The sequence below is a fragment of the Streptomyces sp. NPDC033221 genome (genome assembly GCF_055577005.1).
On the sequence record NZ_JBVIQN010000005.1, the window covers coordinates 370,091 to 390,089 of the forward strand.

General features: G+C 69.3%; 19 protein-coding genes, 1 tRNA gene and 1 pseudogene. 13 read left to right on the forward strand and 8 right to left on the reverse strand.

The features are described from left to right. The first annotated feature begins 107 nt into the window (after positions 1-107). From ACZ53K_RS09410 to ACZ53K_RS09450, 9 genes are all read left to right on the forward strand, one after another. Positions 108-452, forward strand: coding sequence for a hypothetical protein (locus tag ACZ53K_RS09410; protein WP_468833327.1), 345 nt, complete (start codon positions 108-110; stop codon positions 450-452). A gap of 178 nt (positions 453-630) precedes the next feature. Beyond that, positions 631-981 carry a hypothetical protein gene (locus tag ACZ53K_RS09415; protein WP_468833329.1) on the forward strand — a complete coding sequence of 117 codons (351 nt, stop codon included), beginning with the start codon at positions 631-633 and terminating at the stop codon, positions 979-981. Beyond that, a complete protein-coding gene (locus ACZ53K_RS09420; protein WP_468833332.1) occupies positions 978-1,400 on the forward strand; it encodes a hypothetical protein in 423 nt (140 codons plus the stop codon). Before ACZ53K_RS09415 ends, ACZ53K_RS09420 begins: the two co-directional genes overlap by 4 nt. Next, positions 1,397-1,885, forward strand: coding sequence for a hypothetical protein (locus tag ACZ53K_RS09425; RefSeq protein ID WP_468833334.1), 489 nt, complete (start codon positions 1,397-1,399; stop codon positions 1,883-1,885). The genes ACZ53K_RS09420 and ACZ53K_RS09425 overlap by 4 nt, the downstream gene beginning before the upstream one ends. Before the next feature lie 143 nt (positions 1,886-2,028). After that, a complete protein-coding gene (locus tag ACZ53K_RS09430) occupies positions 2,029-3,123 on the forward strand; it encodes an N-6 DNA methylase (RefSeq protein WP_468833336.1) in 1,095 nt (364 codons plus the stop codon). Next, positions 3,120-3,761, forward strand: a complete 642-nt coding sequence (locus tag ACZ53K_RS09435; protein WP_468833338.1) for an adenine nucleotide alpha hydrolase family protein — start codon at positions 3,120-3,122, stop codon at positions 3,759-3,761. The genes ACZ53K_RS09430 and ACZ53K_RS09435 overlap by 4 nt, the downstream gene beginning before the upstream one ends. A 260-nt stretch (positions 3,762-4,021) precedes the next feature. Next, positions 4,022-4,696 (forward strand): hypothetical protein, encoded by a 675-nt coding sequence (locus tag ACZ53K_RS09440; RefSeq protein WP_468833341.1) that lies wholly within the window; start codon positions 4,022-4,024, stop codon positions 4,694-4,696. A 55-nt stretch (positions 4,697-4,751) separates the two neighbouring features. After that, entirely contained in the window at positions 4,752-6,293 is a 1,542-nt protein-coding gene (locus ACZ53K_RS09445; protein WP_468833342.1) for a ParB/RepB/Spo0J family partition protein, read from the forward strand. 116 nt (positions 6,294-6,409) lie between these two features. Beyond that, positions 6,410-7,297, forward strand: coding sequence for a YgjP-like metallopeptidase domain-containing protein (locus tag ACZ53K_RS09450; RefSeq protein WP_468833345.1), 888 nt, complete (start codon positions 6,410-6,412; stop codon positions 7,295-7,297). A 443-nt stretch (positions 7,298-7,740) separates the two neighbouring features. Here ACZ53K_RS09450 and ACZ53K_RS09455 read toward each other — a convergent pair. After that, a tRNA-Thr gene (locus ACZ53K_RS09455) sits at positions 7,741-7,814 on the reverse strand. Positions 7,815-7,991: 177 nt separating this feature from the next. Between ACZ53K_RS09455 and ACZ53K_RS09460 the strand changes: the two genes are divergently transcribed. From ACZ53K_RS09460 to ACZ53K_RS09470, 3 genes are all read left to right on the forward strand, one after another. Continuing rightward, positions 7,992-9,128 carry an ABC transporter ATP-binding protein gene (locus ACZ53K_RS09460; RefSeq protein ID WP_468833347.1) on the forward strand — a complete coding sequence of 379 codons (1,137 nt, stop codon included), beginning with the start codon at positions 7,992-7,994 and terminating at the stop codon, positions 9,126-9,128. A gap of 280 nt (positions 9,129-9,408) precedes the next feature. After that, positions 9,409-9,828: a hypothetical protein gene (locus tag ACZ53K_RS09465; RefSeq protein ID WP_468833349.1), complete on the forward strand. Its 420-nt coding sequence runs from the start codon at positions 9,409-9,411 to the stop codon at positions 9,826-9,828. A 30-nt stretch (positions 9,829-9,858) separates the two neighbouring features. After that, on the forward strand, positions 9,859-10,584 hold the full coding sequence (locus tag ACZ53K_RS09470; RefSeq protein ID WP_468833351.1) for a nucleotidyltransferase family protein: 726 nt from the start codon (positions 9,859-9,861) through the stop codon (positions 10,582-10,584). A 238-nt stretch (positions 10,585-10,822) separates the two neighbouring features. Here the strand turns inward: ACZ53K_RS09470 and ACZ53K_RS09475 are convergent, their stop codons facing one another. From ACZ53K_RS09475 to ACZ53K_RS09505, 7 genes and pseudogenes are all read right to left on the reverse strand, one after another. Beyond that, positions 10,823-12,538 (reverse strand): DoxX family protein, encoded by a 1,716-nt coding sequence (locus ACZ53K_RS09475; RefSeq protein WP_468833353.1) that lies wholly within the window; start codon positions 12,536-12,538, stop codon positions 10,823-10,825. 288 nt (positions 12,539-12,826) lie between these two features. Further along, a complete protein-coding gene (gene rlmB, locus ACZ53K_RS09480; protein ID WP_468833355.1) occupies positions 12,827-13,783 on the reverse strand; it encodes a 23S rRNA (guanosine(2251)-2'-O)-methyltransferase RlmB in 957 nt (318 codons plus the stop codon). Positions 13,784-14,119: 336 nt separating this feature from the next. Continuing rightward, entirely contained in the window at positions 14,120-15,514 is a 1,395-nt protein-coding gene (cysS, locus tag ACZ53K_RS09485) for a cysteine--tRNA ligase (RefSeq protein WP_468833357.1), read from the reverse strand. Between the two features lie 139 nt (positions 15,515-15,653). Further along, positions 15,654-15,977: pseudogene (locus tag ACZ53K_RS09490) on the reverse strand (PPOX class F420-dependent oxidoreductase); the annotation flags it as partial. Positions 15,978-15,981: 4 nt separating this feature from the next. Next, positions 15,982-16,488, reverse strand: coding sequence for a 2-C-methyl-D-erythritol 2,4-cyclodiphosphate synthase (gene ispF / locus ACZ53K_RS09495; RefSeq protein ID WP_468833404.1), 507 nt, complete (start codon positions 16,486-16,488; stop codon positions 15,982-15,984). Continuing rightward, positions 16,481-17,302 (reverse strand): 2-C-methyl-D-erythritol 4-phosphate cytidylyltransferase, encoded by an 822-nt coding sequence (ispD, locus tag ACZ53K_RS09500; RefSeq protein ID WP_468833360.1) that lies wholly within the window; start codon positions 17,300-17,302, stop codon positions 16,481-16,483. Before ispD ends, ispF begins: the two co-directional genes overlap by 8 nt. Before the next feature lie 449 nt (positions 17,303-17,751). Continuing rightward, positions 17,752-18,234 carry a CarD family transcriptional regulator gene (locus tag ACZ53K_RS09505; protein WP_003953493.1) on the reverse strand — a complete coding sequence of 161 codons (483 nt, stop codon included), beginning with the start codon at positions 18,232-18,234 and terminating at the stop codon, positions 17,752-17,754. A gap of 837 nt (positions 18,235-19,071) precedes the next feature. Between ACZ53K_RS09505 and ACZ53K_RS09510 the strand changes: the two genes are divergently transcribed. After that, positions 19,072-19,770, forward strand: a complete 699-nt coding sequence (locus tag ACZ53K_RS09510; protein WP_468833362.1) for a copper chaperone PCu(A)C domain-containing protein — start codon at positions 19,072-19,074, stop codon at positions 19,768-19,770. Positions 19,771-19,999 lie beyond the last annotated feature (229 nt).

Below are 19,999 nucleotides of genomic sequence, written 5' to 3' on the forward strand. Positions count from 1 at the left end.
CCACATTGCCAGGCTCCTGACCTGCTCGTTCGCAATTGACACCCCCACTAGCCATAGTAGAATTTAGTCAACACGGAGGGAAACCCGTGCTGAGTGAAAGGACTCTCGTGAACGCATCCACGCCCGACCCGCTGACCGTCTTGAAGACCGCCACCGACTACGGCGTCACCGAGCACCAGGCGGAAGCCGCGCTCCTGCTCGCGGCGAACTACCTGGTGGACACCTGGCAGTTGCACGCGGATGCGAGCGGTCAGGACCGTACCGACGGCTCAGCCATGGAGCGGTGGGCGCAGCAGTTCACTTCCTGCCACCGCCGAGCCGTACTTGAGGAGTCCATCGCCGTCGTCCTCGCCGCCGACACCGAACCTTCCCCGGCACTCCGGTGCCCGTTCACCTCCCCCCGGCGGCCGCGCGTCATGCGCACCAGCCGTCCCCGCGTACACATCCGCTGACCCTTACTGACGCGTTACGGCCCGCTCGACCAGGGCGGGCCGCGTCGCCGGAGCTCTGCCGATCCGCAGCGACGGTAAAGGCGCATAGCCGTTCTTCGGTTGGGCCTCTTGCTGACACCCCACCGCCGGCCGCGCCCGCGGTCAGCGGCACTCCCCCTGGAAGGACTTCACACCCCTGATGCTGCCTAGACGCCTGCCGCTACTGGCGGTCGCCGATGTGATCAGCAGTCTCGACCTGAACTCGCAGCAGATCCGCCGCGCCACCAACGCCATGGAGCACATTGTGCAGCGAGCCTTCGCGCGGCGTACCGGAGCCAAGCGCCACCTGAACTACGAAGAATTCGCCGACACGGTGCCCGAATGCCACTGGACCCTGATGTTCGAAGTCTGTGCGCTCATCCACCTCGAACGCTTCGCGGAGGCTTACGCACTGACCAGCACAGCGCGAGCCCTTTACTCCTCTCCGGATCCGGCTAGCACCCCGCAAACAGAGCACGCAACCACTGCGTCGAGAAGGAGCTATTCGTGACCGACAACGCTGCCCTGCACCGCACGCTGATAACTACGTCCCGCTTTCTGGCCGACTTTTCTCACCCCCAACCACATCTCGCGCTCGCCAACCACCGTGCGCTGCTGCACTTGTGGAGCCAGCTATCCCCCGCCCGCCGATGCCGGTTGCTGCTGATCGCCTCATGGGCCGCAGGCGGCACCCAGGCCGTACGGGGGACGTTCCACGAAGACCGCTTCGCCCACGAACTGATCGACGCCACGCGCAAGTGGACGGCCGACGAGCCGGACGGCTCCCTGGACCAGTTCTGCGACGGCCTGCACCCCGCCTTCTACGCATGCGCCTGGCTGGCCAGCGAAGCGAACACCGAGCTTGCCCTACTGGTCTTCCTATCCCTGGCCGTACTGCTGCCCGCGAGCGGCTCCGGGAGGCAGATGTGAAACCTGGCGATCCCGTCTGGTTGCGTTACGCCGATGGCCGCTACATCCTCGACGCCGAGGGCCTGCCAGTGACCTTCAAGATCTCGGCCGTTGACTCACTCACCGCCGGCACCTGGTACCGGCTGACCACCGACCACCCAACCGCTAACCAGATCTTCAGCGGCTGGTACACCCGCCACCGCATCACTCCCGGTTCGAGTCGCGGCGCAGTGGGCGCTAAGGCCACCCGCAAGGTCCGCAAGCGGTGGTCGAGGACCGACTTCCAGCGCGGCGATTTCGTGAAGTATCGCGGCACTTGGTACGAGGTACTGCGGCTCAACAACACGTCGGTGACGATCCCCCACCTTCATCTCCGTACCAGCGGGGGTGTCGTGCGCGCCGAGGATGTCCGGCCCGGCTGGACGTGGACGGCACCGTACGACGGACTCGCCGGCCGCATGTCCGCGGAGGAGATGCGGCAGCATCAGGAGGCACCAGCCCCCTGATGCCACAACTCTGCGTAGTTGACCCACCCCTCAAGCATAGTAGAATTTAGCTAACGGTTGGAGGGAAACCTCCGATCCTGGCCCGCCCCGCACCCGCGGGGCGGGCCGCCGCATTTTCACCACCCCGACAGATTCGGACCCTCATGACGCAGCAGCTCGACCTCTTCGCCGACCTCCAGCCGGCCCCCGCGCCGCCACAACCCAAGGCCCCCGTGACCTTCGCCGCGAAGCCAAGCCACAGCACCACTCCGCCCTCACCCGCACCGCGGCCAGCCAAGGAGCAGCCCAGCACCCCGGCACGCCCGCGCACCATCAGCCACCGCCCAGCGAGCGACCCCCATGCCCAGGCCATGCAGATCGGCGAAGCCGTCGCCGGAGCTTGGCATCGCCAGCACGGCGGCAACCACATGCACGTACCGATCGGCATCGTGGCCGCCCTCAGCCTGATCGGCCAAAAGGACCCGAACGGGCCCGACCTCGCAACGCAGATCCTCAGCCTGAACGACATAGACCTGATCGGCTTGTACCGCGAGATCTGGTCCACTCACTGGATCCAGCGCCCCGACCTCATCGACCGGGCCCGCGTCCTCCACGAGTGGCTGAACGACACGGTCATCGACAAGCACCGCATATCAGCCGTCCGCGCCGCCACCGAAGCGGCCCTGAAGAACGGCCTGCTCAGCCTGACCGGGTACACCGACCCCTACCTGCGCTCCATGACCGACGTGCTCTCGCCCGTGATGATGCTGCTGCGTAGCCGCGGCGCCCAACAGGGACTCGGCGAGTTCCACACCCCTGCTTCCGTCGCGGAAGCCATGGCTGAATTCATGGGCTTCAACACCCTGGACATCCTGATGGCCGACACCGAGACCGGCCGCCCGCGGCCCGGCCAGCACATCCACGACCCGGCTGGCGGCAGCGGCGGCCTGCTGCGCGCCGCAGCGCAGAACCTGCGCGAGAAAGACCTGGACCCCGCCGACTTCCAGTGGTCGATGTGCGATATCGACGAGATCGCTGCGGCCTGCGCCGCCGTTAACGCGATCATCTGGGGCCTCGGCCCCCGCGTCACCGTGGCTTGCGCCGACTCCCTGGTCAACCCCAGGGCCATTGAAGAAGCCGCCGAGCACACCCGCGCCGTGACCGGGCATCGCAACTCCGTCCTGGGTAAGGCGAAGGTCATTGCCGCCGTCCGGCAGGCTCAGCGACTCCTCGACCAGGTCCCGGAGTGCGCGGCGTGAACGTGATCAGCTATGGCGGCGGAGCGCAGAGCAGCGCGCTCATGGTCTTGGCTGCCCGCCGCGAGATCCCGTACCGCACCCTGCTGTTCGCGAACGTGGGTGATGACAGTGAAGATCCGGCGACACTGGAGTACGTACGGCATGTGGCGAGACCGTACGCGGCAGCCAACGGTCTGAACTTGCACGTCTTGAACCGCACTCAGCGCGCCGGCGGGACGGAGACACTGTGGGGTCGGATGATGCGAAAGGGTTCTCGCGCCCTGCCTATCCCCATACGCATGTCCAACGGCGCTCCTAGCGCGCGGGGTTGTACTCGGGATTTCAAGATCCGGGTCACTGGCAGGTGGCTCAAGGCGAATGGTGCGACACCCGGCAACCTGGCGACGGTCGCCGTCGGCATCTCGCTCGATGAGATCACCCGGGCGATCAACCGGCGGGGCGAGCCGTACGAGCGGCTGGTCTACCCGCTGCTCGACCTCAAGCTCCGTCGGGTCGACTGCCAGCGTTTCATCGCGGATGCGGGTCTGCCGATGCCGCCGAAGAGCGCCTGCTGGTTCTGTCCGCTGAAGTCGCTGGGGGGGCTGGAAGGAGATGCGTCGGGACCGTCCGGGGCTGTTCCTGCGTGCCTGCTGCCTTGAGGAGTCGCTGAACGAGACGCGGCAGTGGGGCGGCAAGGGCGACGCGGTGTTTCTGACCCGTACCGGCCTGCCTCTGCTCGAAGCGGTCGAGGCAGCGCAGGAGGAGCTTCCCTTTGATGTGGGTTGCGGATCCGGCTGACGCATGACCTGACACGGCTCTGACCTGCACTTTCGCAGTTGACCCACCCCCTAAACATAGTAGAATTTAGTCAGTGGGTTGAGGGAAACCCACAACCCCACACCTCCTGGAGACACGCACCGTGACCACCACAACCGCCCAGAACCCCACCACCGACGCCGACCAGGACACCGCCGCCGACACCATCGAGGCTGCTCCCTTCGACATCTCCCTCATCGACCTCTACCTCCTGGCCGACCTGATCGTCGAAAAGCTCGGCGACGGCTGGCACAAGGCCGACGATTCCATCGACCCGGAAACCATCCACTTCGCCCACCAGGACGGCCGCACCTTCGGCATCCGCCGCCTGTGGAACGGCTCCGCCGCCCAGACCTTCGCGCGCGGCCCCGAGAAGACCGGCCCGCACTACAACGCTGCCTGCCACTTCACCACCACCGAAGCGCCCCTCGACACCCTCCTCGACACACTCCACCTGCGCCTCTTCCCCGTCTTCCAAGGCCACCGAGCGAAGCTCCGCTACGACGGCACCCGCATCCCTGCCACCACCGTCGACGAGCCCGCGCCGCAGCAGCCCGCCCAGCCGGAGGCACCCGCCGCGCCAACCAGCGCGCCGGCCGCTGCGAAGACCACCGTGAAGAAGTCGCCCGCGAAGAAGACCGCGCCGTCCAAGCCCGCCGCCAAGAAGCCCGCCCCGAAGCGCCCGGCGAAGAAGACACCCACGGCCGCGCGCCCCAAGACCGCAGCGGCGCAGCTCAAGCGCCGGACCAAGCCGAAGGCCGTACCGGCCGCCGCCTGACCGACGCGCAGGGGCGGGCGCCACCGCCCGCCCCTCTTCTCATCACGGAGCTCCCATGACAACCGCCACCACCCTCACCGCACCGGGCGGAACCGACACCGTCACCGCGCAGCCAGCCTTCGAAGGACGCTTCGCCTGGGTCGACCCCTACGACCTCGTCGTTGACCCGTACAACCACCGCCAACACCGAACGAACGACGAGCCGGATGGTACCGAGCCCGATGCCGACCTGATCGCCTCCGTGGAAGAGGTCGGCGTGCAGAGCCTGATCCTCCTGCGTCCGCAGACCGGGGACAACGAAGGCAAGCTCGGCATCATCTTCGGGCAGCGTCGCTGCAAGGCAGCGATCATCGCCGCCAACAAGGCCAAGGACGAAGGCCGCGCCTACACGCTCGTCCCCGCCTTGATTCGCGACGACCTACGCGGCGTCGATGACGAGGCACTGTCCCTGTCGGTCATCGAGAACAAACACCGCCGGGACGCGCACGCCCGCGACTACGTCGAGGCCGCCCGACAACTGTCCCTGATGCCGCTCCCCCAAGCGGCCAAGGAACGTCACGCACGCGCGCTCGGCCTGTCCGCCGCCGAGCTCACCGCTGCCGACAAGGCATCGAAGCTGGACGACAAGAGTCTCAGCGCCGCAGTCGCTGACGACTTCGACCTGGTCGAGCTAGCCGACTACCAGGAAGTCGCCCACATCCACAACGCCCGCAGCCGCCTCGAAGCGGCGAAACACCGGGACCGCAACGACGGTGCGGGCACGCGCGGCCACTGGGCCCATGCACTTCAGTGCCTCAAGGACGAGGCAGTCGAGAAGGCCAAGCGCGTCCAGCTCAAGCAGGACCTCGCCGCCGCCGGCGTCACGCTAGTGGACTGGGATTGGAGGTGGCACGAGACATCCACGCGTCCCCTCAAGGACCTGGTCAGCCCCCTCGGGAACGCCATCACCACCGACCAGCACGCCCGGTGCCCCGGACACGCAGCTACCCTCAATCCATTCAAGCCGACCGTGGTCTGGCTGTGTACCAACTGGCGTGCCTACCAGCACAAGTTGAGCCCCGAAGCGTCCGGATCGGCAGCGCCGGACGCCGCGGAAATGGCAGAGAAGCGACGCAGGACCATTCGCTACAACGCGGCCTGGCGCCAAGCCCGGCCTGTACGGCAGGAGTTCATCGCGAACCTCTGCGCCCGTCCCGGTGAGGCCACCGACGAGATATGGAGGCTGATCCTTATCACCATCACCGGCACCTCTGAGACATACTCCCGCTACATCTCACGCCATCGCACCGACCTCATCTCGGGCTTCTTGAAGGTCAAGGACCCCAACCACGACAGTGAGCCGTGGCGGCGAGTCGAAGACCCCTTCGGGCCGTTCATCGCCCGTACCGGAGCAAGCGGACGCTGGCGGCTCCTCTTCGCCCAGGTCGCCGCGACGTACGAGCATCAGGCCATGTCCGATCAGGCGTGGCGAGACCCGATCAGCAAGGACACCACTGACTGGCTGGCCTTCCTGCAACGGCAGAGGTACGCACTCAGCGACATCGAGGCCGAAGTCCTCGATACCGCTCGCGACCGGTCATCCAGGCCCGCTGCCTGACCAGCTCCTGCGCATCACCACGCCCCCGCCCCACTGTCGCCCCGCCCCCACCCTCATCCATAGTAGAAAACTTCCAAGATGAGGGTGGGGTAGCGCCGGGCCAGCCCGAAAGACCCATGCCTCAGCACCAGCGCACCCTCCACGTCGGCGGCGCCACCGTCACCGTGCGAACCAGCAACCGCACCACTCTCGGCCTCGACGTCACCAAGGCAGGCGACATCATCGTCCGCGGCCCCCACCGCACCACCAACGCCGAAGCAGCCGCCCTTGTCGAGCGTCGCCGCCGATGGATCTACCGACAGCTCAATCACCTCGCCGAGACCGCCCCTCACACCCCCGTACGGCATCTCGTCGACGGTGAGCAGTTCACCCTTCTCGGGCGCCCGCACCGATTCCGCATCGTCCCCGACGGCGCACTGGCCACCCCCGCCACACGGCAAGAAGACCCTGAATCGGGCACTGCCATCCTCATGCGCCGCAGCACCTGCCTAAACCTGGACAAAGCACGTCGAGAACTGATCAACCTACACGCTAAAACTGCTCAGGAATGGCTGAAAACCTATGGCCCGCATATCACCCGATACACCAACACACCAGACATGATGCTCACCGCCTCCACCCGCCTCCGCACCACATGGGTCCGTCACCACCCCGGCCGCGGCCTCACCCTCCACTGGGCCACCGCCCAACTGCCTGCCCCCCTCCTTCGCGAACTCCTCCACCGCTCCCTCGACCTCCACACCGTGGCCGACACCCACCAGCTCGACCGCGCACTGCGCAACCTCTGGCTGGGCGACCTCACCCGCCACCCCCTCCCCATCACCCAGCCGGCACCGAACGGCGCATGCTCCGCCTGTTCCACAGCCCCCGGCGCCCTGCACGCCGACCACTGCGACATCGCACGCTGCGCCCTCACCGGCCGCCAGCGCGGCACCTGCCACCCTGCGGACGTCTGCAACACCAATCTGGACCGGCCAGTACCCCGGCGTAGCCGAGTGCGCTGAATACGGCTTCTACTACCGGCACGGCCCCAACGGCTACGAGCCCTGCAACGCCGACGCCCCCGACGCCCATCACGACCTCAACCGCCTCTACGCCGAATGCCACTGGGACATCGCCGCTCAGCGCATGGTCCTCCCGGCGTGATCTGACACCACGAGAACCCTCATCTGTTCGCCCCTGGCCTTGAGGACGCGCGGCCTTCCTCAGCCGCGCGCGCGAGCCCTCAAGAGCCACTGATTCCGTGCGGCTGTCAGCGCCCGGAAGGCCGCTTGGGCCGCCTTGGAACCTCGGTAGAACTCCGAAAGAGCAGGTCCACTGCTCGCCCGCATCCGGGCTACGCGCTGTCCACGGTCTGTCCACGGACGGGCCCCAAAAGAACACAAACGCCCCTCCGGAAGGTCTTCCGGAGGGGCGTTCTCAGTGCGTTCTACCTGGTCACAACTAGAGCCCCCTGTCGGATTCGAACCGACGACCTACGCTTTACAAGAGCGTTGCTCTGACCAGCTGAGCTAAGGAGGCGCGCCTGGTGCAGTGTACCCAGGCACGCAGCCTACCCGGCGCCGATATTTCGTGACCCGCGGGCTACTGACACCGGGCGTCGGCCCCGGTACCGTCACGGTCAGTCCACAGCAGTGGACTACACCACTCCTTTTACTCGGATCGTCCGGCACGTTCCTGCCGGTGAAGGGACACACCATGGCTACGGTCACGTACGACCAGGCAACCCGCATCTACCCGGGTTCCGAGAAGCCCGCCGTCGACAAACTGGACATCGAGATCGAGGACGGCGAGTTCCTCGTCCTGGTCGGCCCCTCCGGGTGCGGGAAGTCCACGTCGCTGCGGATGCTGGCGGGGCTGGAGGACGTCAACGGCGGCACGATCCGGATCGGGGACCGGGACGTCACCCACCTGCCGCCCAAGGACCGGGACATCGCCATGGTGTTCCAGAACTACGCGCTGTACCCGCACATGACCGTCGCCGACAACATGGGCTTCGCGCTCAAGATCGCGGGCGTGAACAAGGCGGAGATCCGGCAGAAGGTCGAGGACGCGGCGAAGATCCTGGACCTGACCGAGTACCTGGGACGCAAGCCGAAGGCGCTCTCCGGTGGTCAGCGGCAGCGTGTCGCGATGGGCCGGGCGATCGTCCGGGAGCCGCAGGTGTTCCTCATGGACGAGCCGCTGTCCAACCTGGACGCCAAGCTGCGCGTACAGACCCGTACGCAGATCGCCGGCCTGCAGCGCCGCCTCGGGATCACGACGGTCTACGTCACCCACGACCAGGTCGAGGCCATGACGATGGGCGACCGGGTCGCCGTCCTCAAGGACGGACTGCTCCAGCAGGTCGACTCGCCGCGCAACATGTACGACCGGCCCAGCAACCTCTTCGTCGCGGGCTTCATCGGGTCGCCGGCGATGAACCTGGTCGAGGTGCCGATCACGGACGGCGGCGTGAAGTTCGGCAACAGTGTCGTGCCGGTCAGCCGGGAGGCGCTGGCCGCCGCTGCCGACAAGGGCGACCGTACGGTCACCGTCGGCGTCCGCCCCGAGCACTTCGACATCGTCGAGCAGAACGGCGGCGCCGCCAAGTCGCTCTCCAAGGAGGCCGCGGACGCCCCGGCGGGCCTGGCCGTCACCGTCAACGTCGTCGAGGAACTGGGCGCCGACGGGTACGTGTACGGGTCCGCGGTCGTCGGTGACGAGCACAAGGACCTGGTCGTACGCGTCGACGGCCGCCAGGTGCCGGAGAAGGGCACCGAGCTGCACGTCGTACCGCGGCCGGGTGAGACGCACGTCTTCTCCACGTCCACGGGTGAGCGACTGAGCGACTGAGCGACTGAGCGACTGAGCGACTGAGCGACTGAGCGACTGAGCAGGATCTCTGGTTTGCGGCGGTGTCGGCCCTTCGGGGCGGGCACCGCCGCGTCGTGTGCGGGCGTCGGCACCGCCGCCTCCGTACGCACCCCAACGTACGCACCTTGTCGACAAATACCCCGGCAGAGCCGCCATTTCGAGCCTGTACGTCAACATCACGCACGCACATCGAGGGAAAACATCCCTCGATTCGGTGACTAAATGTCGCCAAATCATCACTACTCGCTACCATCGCCCCGTGAACTCCGCAGCCCGCCGTATCGGCCGAACCCTCGCCCTTGTCCTTCCCGTCGTGCTCGTCCTGTCCGGGACACTCGCGGTCACCCGCGTCCCGTGGGCGTCCCCGGTGACGGACTCGCAGATGCTGACCGCGTCCTCCGAGAACGCCTCCACCAAGGCCGGTTCCCGGGCGCCGCAGGACGTGCTCCGCGACCGGCTCCTGGTGGAACTCCAGGAGAAGAACCCCGGCGTCGCCCTGACCCACCTCCAGGAGGCGACCACCAAGCGCCCCTCGCTGGCCAAGCACTGTGTGGCCATCGCGCGTGCCCTCGGCCGTGCCGCGGTCGCCAAGTACGGCGGTGCCGCGCACCGTGCGCAAGCCTGGTCCCGGCCCGTCTGCGATACGTCGTTCGCCACCGGCGTCGCCTCCGTCCAGTGAGTCCGGCTCGCACCGCATAGGGTGCGAACCATGACAGCCCCGTACCCGCACCCCACGCAGGCCGTGGTCCTGGCCGGAGGCCAGGGTTCGCGACTCCGCCCGTACACCGACGACCGTCCCAAGCCGATGGTCGAGATCCCCGGCACCGGGACCCCGATCATCGGCCACCAGCTCGCCTGGCTGGCCGCCGAGGGCGTCACGGACGCGGTCGTCTCCTGCGGCCATCTCGCCGAGGTGCTCCAGGACTGGCTGTCCCAGGCAGAACTTCCCCTGCGTGTCACGACCGTTGTCGAGACCGAACCCCTCGGTCGCGGTGGCGGTCTCAAGTACGCCGCCGCCTCGCTGCCCCGGCCGGACGAGCCCTGGTACGCGACCAACGGCGACATCTGGACCCGCTTCTCGCTGCGCGAGATGGCGGACTTCCACCATGAGCGCGGCGCGGACGCCACGCTCGCGCTGGCCCGGCCGCGCATCCCCTGGGGCGCCGTGGAGACCGACGAGTTCGGGCACGTCCTCGACTTCATCGAGTCGCCGCCCTCCCCTTATCTGATCAACGCCGGTGTGTACGTCTTCTCGGCCGCCTTCACCGGGCTGCTGCCCGTACGCGGTGACCACGAGCGCACCACGTTCCCCCGCCTGGCCCGGGAGCGCCGGCTGGCGGGCTTCCCGCTGCCGAACGGCGCCTACTGGCGGGCCATCGACACCGCCAAGGACCTCACCGAGGCCGCCAAGGAGCTGGGCGCGCGGAACGTTTGAGGTTGAGTTGCCCGGCATCGGCCAGGTTGAGTTGCCCGGCATCGGCTGGGTTGGGTTGTCCGGTCCCGCTTCAGATGAATGAACCGCCCCCACGGCTTGGCTGTGGGGGCGGTTCATTCATCTGAGGCCGGTGGTCCAAGTGGTCCAGTAGAGGCCAGTAGAGCTGGGGAGGGGCCAGGAGGGCCGGGGAGGGGCCCCTGGGCGCCCGAGGAGCCCCGAGCCCCACCCCTCCACCCCTCTACCCCAACAACCCGCCCAACGTCCCCCCGCGCCGCTTGCCGCTGCTGGAGCTGCTCGAACCGCTCTCGCTCGCGCCGCCGTTGGTGCCGCCGGCCGTACCGCCGACGGACGGCGCCTGGGGGGTCGTCGCCGGGGCGCGCGTCGGTGCGGACTGCCGTGACGGTGTGCCGCTGGAGCCGCGGCCGGACTCCTGCGCCGAGCCGCTCACGCTGCCGGTCGCCCGGGCCGTGCCGGGGGCCGGGGCCGAGGGGGACTTCGACTTCGGGGAGCCTGCCTTGCGCGAGGCGCCGGCCGACGGCTTTCCGGGGTGCTTCGGTGTCTTGCCGGTGTGCCCGGGTCCGTGCTGCGCCTTCGCGCCGCCGGGCTGGGACTGCTGCGGCAGCGGCGAGCCGGGCAGGTTGTTGGTCGCGGGCTGGCCGGGCTCCGGTACGGACGGTACCGAGGCGGACCGTACGGCCCCGCCCAGCAGTGAACCGACCAGCAGTGTCAGACCGGCGACCACGGCGGTCAGGACGGCGCCGCGGCGCAGTACCCGGCGGCGCAGGTCCCACAGCTCGACGCGCGGGCCGAGCCGCCGCCACGCCTCCCCGGTGAGCCGGGCGTCCATCGAGTAGACCGGCGCGCCCGCGATGACCAGCGGGCTCCAGGCGGCGAGGTAGATGATGTCCGGCGCGTCGTAGACCGGTACGGTGCGCCAGCTGACCGTCATCAGGAGGGCCGCGGAGAGCAGCGCTCCGAACGACGCGGCGACCCGCTGCCACAGCCCGCACATGGTCAGCACGCCGACCACGACCTGGAGGAAGGCGACGGTCAGGCCGGCCCCCACAGGGTGCGAGAGCGCGAAGTCGCGCAGTGGCGCGACGAGCGACCAAGGGTGCAGCGACTGGAGCCACTTGACCATCGAGCCGCGCTCGCCGCCGTCGAAGTAGACGGGGTCGCAGAGCTTGCCCATACCCGCGTACACGCTGATCAGGCCGAGGAAGACGCGCAGCGGCAGCAGCACGACGCCGAGGTTCATCCGGCGTCCGGGGTAGTAGGCGTGCCGGATCGTCTCGCCGTTGCGCGGCTTGGATCCGTCGCCGTACCGCTCGTACGCCGCCATCTCCTCGTCCGAGTACAGCGGCTCGTCGTCGTCATGGTCGTAGGCGCCGGTGGTCGGCCGCACCCCCTTGAGCAGGGTGGTTTCGGCGTCCACGGGGGCGTCCACGCGGGCGTCCACGGGGCCGCGCTGGCCGACCACGGTCGAGGCCGGACCGCCGGACCCGGTGGCCGTACGGGGGCCCGCGCCGATACCGGTACCGGCACCCGCGCCGATCTGCTCCTCGTCGAGCCGGACCCTGGGCAGGACCTGCGTCGTGGTGCCGATGTCGTCGCTCCGGTCGGTGGTGACCGTGGTCCGGCCCGACTTGCGTACGGCATGGAGAAGTTGGCTGGTGGCGGCGGTGGTGCCGCCCGGTTCGGTGCGGCCGCTCCACACCACGGGTGCGCGGCGTCTGCCGCCCGCCGGCTCCCGGACCACGGGGATGCGCGCGGTGTCGGCCATGGCGCTGCTGCTCGCGGCGGGCGCGGCGAGCTGCACGCGGAAGCTGGCGTGATTGACAATGACCTGCGCGGGATCGCACGGCACCTTGACCGAGCTCAGCACCGGCTCGTCATCGAAGCCCGGCGAGCGTCCCCCCGTAGGCGTGCGGGGTGTTCTGGTGTCCACGCTCATCTAACCGAGTGACCCGCGTTTAAGACACTGCCTTGACCGGCCGGATCTGTCCGAGACCCGTCAAGGGAACGCGCGATCACCGCCGGGCCCACGGGTGACCTCCGCAGGGGCGCCCCGGCTCCGCGACCGCACGGTTTCGTACGCGCCTCGCCGAACAGCCTTCCGGATGACTGTTCGAACTTCCGTACGAATAAGTCACAGGAGGGGTGTGCGGGGGCGCGCGGCCCGGCCCCCCGTCCGCGCGCCCTCACGACTTCACGACTTCACGACTTCACGACCTCACACGGGTCAGCCGCGCCGGCGCGCCGCCTCCCACAGCACCACGCCCGCCGCGACACCGGCGTTCAGCGACTCGGCGCCGCCCGGCATCGGGATCCGCACGCGTACGTCACAGGTCTCGCCGACCAGCCGCGACAGGCCCTTGCCCTCGCTGCCGACGACGATGACGACCGGGCCGTCCAGCACCTCCAGGTCCTGGAGCTCCATCTCGCCGTCCGCCGCCAGGCCCACGACGGTCATGCCCGCCTTCTGGTAGCCCTCCAGGGCGCGCGTCAGGTTTGTGGCACGGGCGACCGGCGTACGGGCCGCCGTACCGGCCGAGGTCTTCCACGCGCCGGCCGTCATGCCGGCGGCGCGCCGCTCGGGCACGACCACGCCGTGACCGCCGAACGCGGCGACGGAGCGCACCACGGCGCCGAGGTTGCGCGGGTCGGTGACGCCGTCGAGGGCGACGATCAGCGGGTCCGCGCCGTCGTCGAAGGCGGCGGCGGCGAGGTCCTCGGGGTGCGCGTACTCGTACGGCGGCACCTGGAGCACCAGGCCCTGGTGGTTGAGCCCGTTGGTCATACGGTCGAGCTCGGGGCGCGGCGCCTCCATCAGGTTGATGTTGCCGCGGTCGGCGGCGAGCTGGAGCGCCTCGCGCACCCGCTCGTCGTTCTCGATGAACTGCTGCACGTACAGCGTCGTCGCGGGCACGCCGTCGCGCAGCGCCTCGAAGACCGGGTTACGGCCGACGACCAGCTCCGAGGTGCCCTTGGCGCCGCCGCGCCGCGGGGCCGGGCGCCGGTTGGCGGCCTGCTTGGCCTGGGCGTTGGCGATGCGGTTCTTCACATGCCCCTTGCGCGCGGACGCGGGCGGGGTCGGGCCCTTGCCTTCCAGGCCCCGGCGTCGCTGGCCACCGCTGCCGACCTGCATACCCTTCTTGTTGGACGTGCGGCGGTTCCTGCGCTGGCTGTTGCCGGCCATGGGTCACCTGTCTCTTCACTGCTCTCGACGTCTCGCGACGTGGAGTGGATACGTACGTACGAATGTAAGTGCTCGGTGCGCGCTCGGTGCGCGCCTCGTGCGTGTGATGCGTCTCTGCAAGAAGTGTCGCCCGGAGGCGGCCGGTACTGCCAACCGGCACCCGCCGGTACGGACACCGGGGCGGGCACCGGCCGGGTCGGCGGTTCGGGATCCGGTCCGGCCGGGCCGGCGAACCGACAGGCCCATGGCCCGGCTCAGGACCGCCTCCGGACAACGACCGTCTCAGGGCAACGACCGGCTGCTCAAGGCAGAGCCCGGCTCACGGCAGAACCCCGCTCACGACAACGACCACCGCGGACCCGAAGGAGTGTCCTCGATCGCCAGCCCGGACTGCTGGAGCTGGTCGCGGATGGCGTCCGCGGTCGCGTAGTCCTTGCGGGTACGGGCCGCCTGGCGCTGCTCCAGGACCAGCCGGACCAGCGAGTCGACGACGCCGTGCAGGTCCTCGCCGCGGTCCGTGCCGCCGCCCGACCACTGGTCGTCCAGCGGGTCCAGGCCCAGCACGCCGAGCATGGCGCGGACCTCCGCCAGGCGGGCGACGGCGGATTCCTTGTCGTCGGCCGTCAGCGCGGAGTTTCCCTGGCGGACGGTGGTGTGCACGATGGCCAGCGCCTGCGGTACGCCGAGGTCGTCGTCCATCGCCTCGGCGAAGGCCGGCGGCACCTCGGCGGCGGGCTCCACGGTCCCGGCCTTCTCCACCACACGCTGGACGAAGCCCTCGATCCGCGCGAACGCGGACTCGGCCTCGCGCAGTGCTTCCTCGCTGTACTCGATCATCGAGCGGTAGTGCGGGGTGCCCAGGTAGTAGCGCAGCACGATCGGGCGCCAGCGCTTGACCATCTCCGAGACCAGCACCGAGTTGCCCAGCGACTTGGACATCTTCTCGCCGCTCATGGTGACCCAGGCGTTGTGGCACCAGTACCCGGCGAAGTCGTCACCGTACGCCTTGGCCTGCGCGATCTCGTTCTCGTGGTGCGGGAAGACCAGGTCGACGCCGCCGCCGTGCACGTCGAAGGCGGCGCCCAGGTACTTGTGCGCCATCGCCGAGCACTCCAGGTGCCAGCCGGGGCGGCCGCGGCCCCACGGGGTCTCCCAGCTCGGCTCGCCCGGCTTCGCCGCCTTCCACATGGCGAAGTCACGCGGGTCGCGCTTGCCGGTCTCCCCCTCGCCGGAGGGCTGGAGAAGGTTGTCCAGCTCCTGGTTGGACAGCTCCAGGTAGCCCGGGAAGGAGCGCACGTCGAAGTAGACGTTGCCGTCCGCGGCGTAGGCGTGACCGTGATCGATCAGGCCCCGCATCATTTCGATCATCTCGGGGACGTGACCGGTCGCACGCGGCTCGTAGGTGGGGCGCAGGCAGCCGAGGGTGTCGTAGGCCGTGTTGAAGGCGACCTCGTTTTCGTATCCGATGGCCCACCACGGGCGGCCCTGATCGACGGCCTTTGCGATGATCTTGTCGTCGATGTCCGTCACGTTCCGGATGAACGTCACGTCGTAGCCGCGGTGCAGGAACCAGCGGCGCATGATGTCGAAGTTCAGTCCCGACCGGATGTGCCCGATGTGCGGGGCGGCCTGTACGGTCGCGCCGCACAGGTAGATCGAGACACAGCCCGGCGTGAGCGGGGTGAAATCGCGAGTCTGCCGGGCGCTGGTGTCGTACAGCCGAATAGTCACGCAACAAGGGTAGTCCGAACCGGACAGTGCCCCGCGACCCCCGGGGCCACGGACACAGAAGCGTGATATTTCCCCCCGGGTGGCCGGAACGGGCAGGAGCGGCGCGACGGAGCGACGGGCCGGCCCCGCCGCCCCGGCTTCAGAGCCTGCCGACCACCTTGCGCGCGGTGATCCGTACGACGACACGCTCCCCGTTGTCCGGCACGGGGTTGAACTCCGCGTACGGCTTGCCCGTGTACGTGAACGACAGCTCGTCGATCAGCTCCCGGCCGCCTTCGCTGCTCAGGACGGCCGAGCCGCGTATCTCCGCGTAGGTGTACGGCGCGTCGGCCGGCTGCACGAGCAGCGTGACGCGGGGGTCCCGCTGGAGGTTCCGCGCCTTGCGGCAGCCCGCGGTGGTGGAGAACAGCACGTCGTTGCCGTCCCGCTTCGCCCAGACCGGAGTCAGCTGCGGGCTGCCGTCCTCCCTAAAGCGCAGGAAGCACCAACGCCGTCGCCACCGCCGCCAGGCCTTCCGCCCGGCCCGTCAGGCCCAGGCCGTCCGACGTCGTGCCGGACACCGAAACCGGCGCGCCGGCCGCCTCCGAAAGGACCTTCTGCGCCTCCGCGCGCCGCTTGCCGACCTTCGGGCGTACGCCGATGACCTGCACCGCGATGTTGCCGATCAGGAAGCCCTCGGCCCGTACGATGCGGGCGGCCTCGGACAGCAGCGTCACCCCGGACGCGCCGGAGTACTCCGGGCGGCTGGTGCCGAAGTGCGCGCCCAGGTCGCCGACGCCGGCGGCCGAGAAGAGCGCGTCGCAGGCCGCGTGCGCGACGACGTCGCCGTCACTGTGGCCGGCGAGGCCGTACCCGTCGCTCGCCGCGTCGTCCCAGAGCAGGCCGGCCACCCACAGTTCACGGCCCTTCTCGAAGGCGTGCACGTCGGTGCCGATGCCCACCAGCGGCATCAGCTGCGGCTGCGGCTCATACATACCCATCGGTGGCCCTCCTGCGGGCGAGTACGGCTTCGGCGAGGACCAGATCCAGCGGCCGGGTCACCTTGAACGCCTCTTCGTGTCCGGGCACCACCACGACGGGCGTGCCGAGCTGCTCGACCATGCCGGCGTCGTCGGTCGCGCCCGCACCCTGAAGGGTGACCGTCTCGTGTGCCTTGACCAGGGTCGCCCGGTCGAAGCCCTGCGGAGTCTGTACGGCGCGCAGCCGGGCGCGCTCCGGCGTGCCCACCACGGGCTCCGGCTCACCGGCCTGCTCGCCGGTGCGCGGTTCGACCTGTTTGACGGTGTCCGCGAGCGGCAGCGCCGGCACCACGGCCGGGGCGCCGTCCCGCACGGCGGCGACCACCGAGTCCACCGTGTCGGCGGGCACCAGGGGCCGGGCGGCGTCGTGCACCAGCACCACGTCGATGGCCCCGGGCAGGGCTTCCAGGCCACGCCGGACGGACTCCTGGCGGGTTTCGCCGCCGGGTACGACCACCAGCTCGGTGCGTTCGGACAGCGGGTACTGGTCCAGCAGGTTACGGACCTCGGTGGCGCCGTCCGGCGGGGCGACGACCACGACGACGGAGACGGCGCGGGAGGCGGCCATCGCCCGTACGGCGTGGACGAGCATGGGAGTGCCGCCCAGAGCGCGGAGCGCCTTGGGGGCGCCCGGGCCCAGCCGTACGCCGCGTCCGGCAGCCGGGATCACGGCCGCGGTACGGAGCCGGGGCGTACCGGAGGGGGTGGCGGGATCAATGGCCGGGTCGATGGCGGGATCGATGGCGGAATCTGGGGATACGTCAGACATCGGTTGCTCCGAAGCCCGGGGAGACCCCGGAATTAGCGCAGACAGGTTTGTTTCCTGAGCCGACATGGGTATGGCCGCAGTGTGCCGGGCGCGACGCCCCGATCCGGACCCTTCCGTGACGCCGGTCGGGACAGCTGCCCGAGCCCGGCACGCCATACGCCGGCGGGACGGCGGATCTTTTCGGGGACGAGCACGGGGGCGGTCACCACGGAGAACGATCACTGAGTTCGGTAAGTGGTGCACGGCCGGTGCACGGCCTCGGCAGTGGTGCACGGCTTCCGCAAGCGTGCCGGCCCGGGGACCTCAAGCGTGCCGGCCCGGGGGCGTTGCGTGCGGATGCGCGCATACGGATGTGGGTGCAGCCGACGCAGATATGCCGCAGCGCCCGGCAACTGACCGCTCCTGGCCGGAGTCGGCCGCCACTCGGGCGCCGCGGCATTCGTACGTCGTCAGGACGCGAGGACCTCGTCGAGCAGAGCCTCGGCCTTGTCCTCGTTGGTGTTCTCCGCGAGGGCGAGTTCGCTCACCAGGATCTGGCGCGCCTTGGCGAGCATCCGCTTCTCGCCGGCGGAAAGACCGCGTTCCCGCTCACGGCGCCACAAGTCTCGCACCACTTCGGCGACCTTGATCACGTCACCCGAAGCGAGCTTCTCCAGATTTGCCTTGTAACGACGGGACCAGTTCGTCGGTTCTTCGGCATACGGTGCGCGAAGCACCTCGAAGACCCGGTCCAGCCCGTCCTGGCCGACCACATCGCGTACGCCGACGAACTCCGCATTGTCCGCTGGCACACGAACAGTCAAGTCGCCCTGGGCGACCTTCAGCACCAAGTAGGTCTTGTCCACGCCTTTGATCTGGCGAGTTTCGATGGCCTCGATCAGCGCGGCCCCGTGATGGGGATAGACCACGGTGTCGCCAACCTTGAACGTCATGTGACAGGTACCCCTTCCGTGGCTATCCATGCTAACACGGGAACGGGCTGTTCTGAATGGCGTTTTCGCAGGTCAGGGCATATCTCGGGGCTTGACAACAGCGGCCGGAACGTGCTTCGACGGCCCTCCGGGTGCAGGAATTCGCAGGTCGGAGGCGCTTCGCGGGCAGCCTGAAACACGTACGTCACACCCCCGGAAGCGCCCGGAGCGGTGGCCGTACGTCCCGTTTTGCCGGAATCCGGATGTCGCAGTTCCGCTACTCCGTTCGGTTCTGGAGAGCAGGTGTCCGCCGTTTCGCGAATTGATCACCGGACGATCACCGCGCGAACACCGACGAGCGCCGCGCACCGGCCGCCGTACGTGATCAATTCCGGGAAGCGGACGCATTCCCTGCGAATGCCGATTTACCTCAGAGGAAACCGCCCAGGCTTCACCCGAACGGCCGCTTGCCGGATATTCGGGTTTCTTCCCGACGCCGGCCGCTGCGCCGATCGTGATCTTCCGTGAAGCGGGTCCGGAAGGCTTTCGCGATGGCGTCCGGTGTCCGGCATTCGGACGTACGACGGCGGACGGCGTGCGGCGATCGGACGCACGGCGGCGGCCGGCTCCGGCGCGTCAGGGCGGGCCGCGGCAGGATGTGACGAGGGTGTGATCGTCCTGGGGGCGGGTCGGGTGCGGCGCCTCGGGGGCGGCTCGGTAACCTAGCGGCGCTGACACACCCTTAGGGCGGCTTTACGCGGATGCCGGCACGGCACCCGCGCACGGCCGTCCAGCCGCCCATTCGCGACCGGGCTCGAAGTTCGGCCGCCGTAGTTCGTCCAAGGAGATGCCGCCGCCGTGAGCCGCAGCCTTCGACGCGGCGTCCTCGCCGCCACCGTTCTCACGCTCTCGATCGCCACGCTCTCCGCGTGCGGAGCCGGGAACGACGCCCAGACGCTCCAGGTCAAGCCCGACAACGCCGCCACCAGCGTCGGCGACCTCAAGATCCAGAACGCCGCCTTCGTCACCCAGCCCGACCCGGACGCCGAGGGTCCGGCCGCGGTGACCGCGACGATCTTCAACAACGGCAGCGAGGACCAGACGCTGCAGTCCATCAAGGTCAACGGCACGAACAAGGAAGCGAAGCTGGCGCCCGCCAAGGGCTCCGGATCGATCGTGGTCCCGGCCGGCGGCTCCGTCGTGATCGGCGGCAAGAACAACCCGACGGCCGTACTGGACAGCGGCCGCGGCTCCGTGAAGAACGGCGACGCGCAGTCCGTGACCTTCGACTTCAGCTCCGCCGGCAAGGTCACCCTGCGGGCGTTCGTCGTCCCGGCCAAGAGCTACTTCAAGGAGTACGGCCCGAACGTGGTGCCATCGCCGTCCGCTTCGGGCCGCCCCTCCGGCAGCCCCTCCGCACCGGCCGGCGGCCCGTCGTCGACGGCCTCGCCGAACGGTTCGGCAGGGGCCGAAGCCGGTGCCAACGCCGGGACCAACGGTGGCGGCAACGCCTCGCCGAACAGCGGCACGCCGCAGTCGCCCGAGGCGGGCCGCTGACCCTGGCAGCAGCCTCTGGCGGGCCGTAGCGGGCCGCAGCCAGGCCCGCGGAGGCTCACGCCACAGCACCACCGCGCCACGCAGCACTGCACCACCGCACCACCGCCGTACCCGCGGACACCCGCCCGTAACGCAGTATGACCACGAGCGGGGGGGGGGGGGGGGGGGGGGGGGGGGGGGGGGGGGGGGGGGGGGGGGGGGGGGGGGGAGGGGGGGGGAGGGGAGGGAG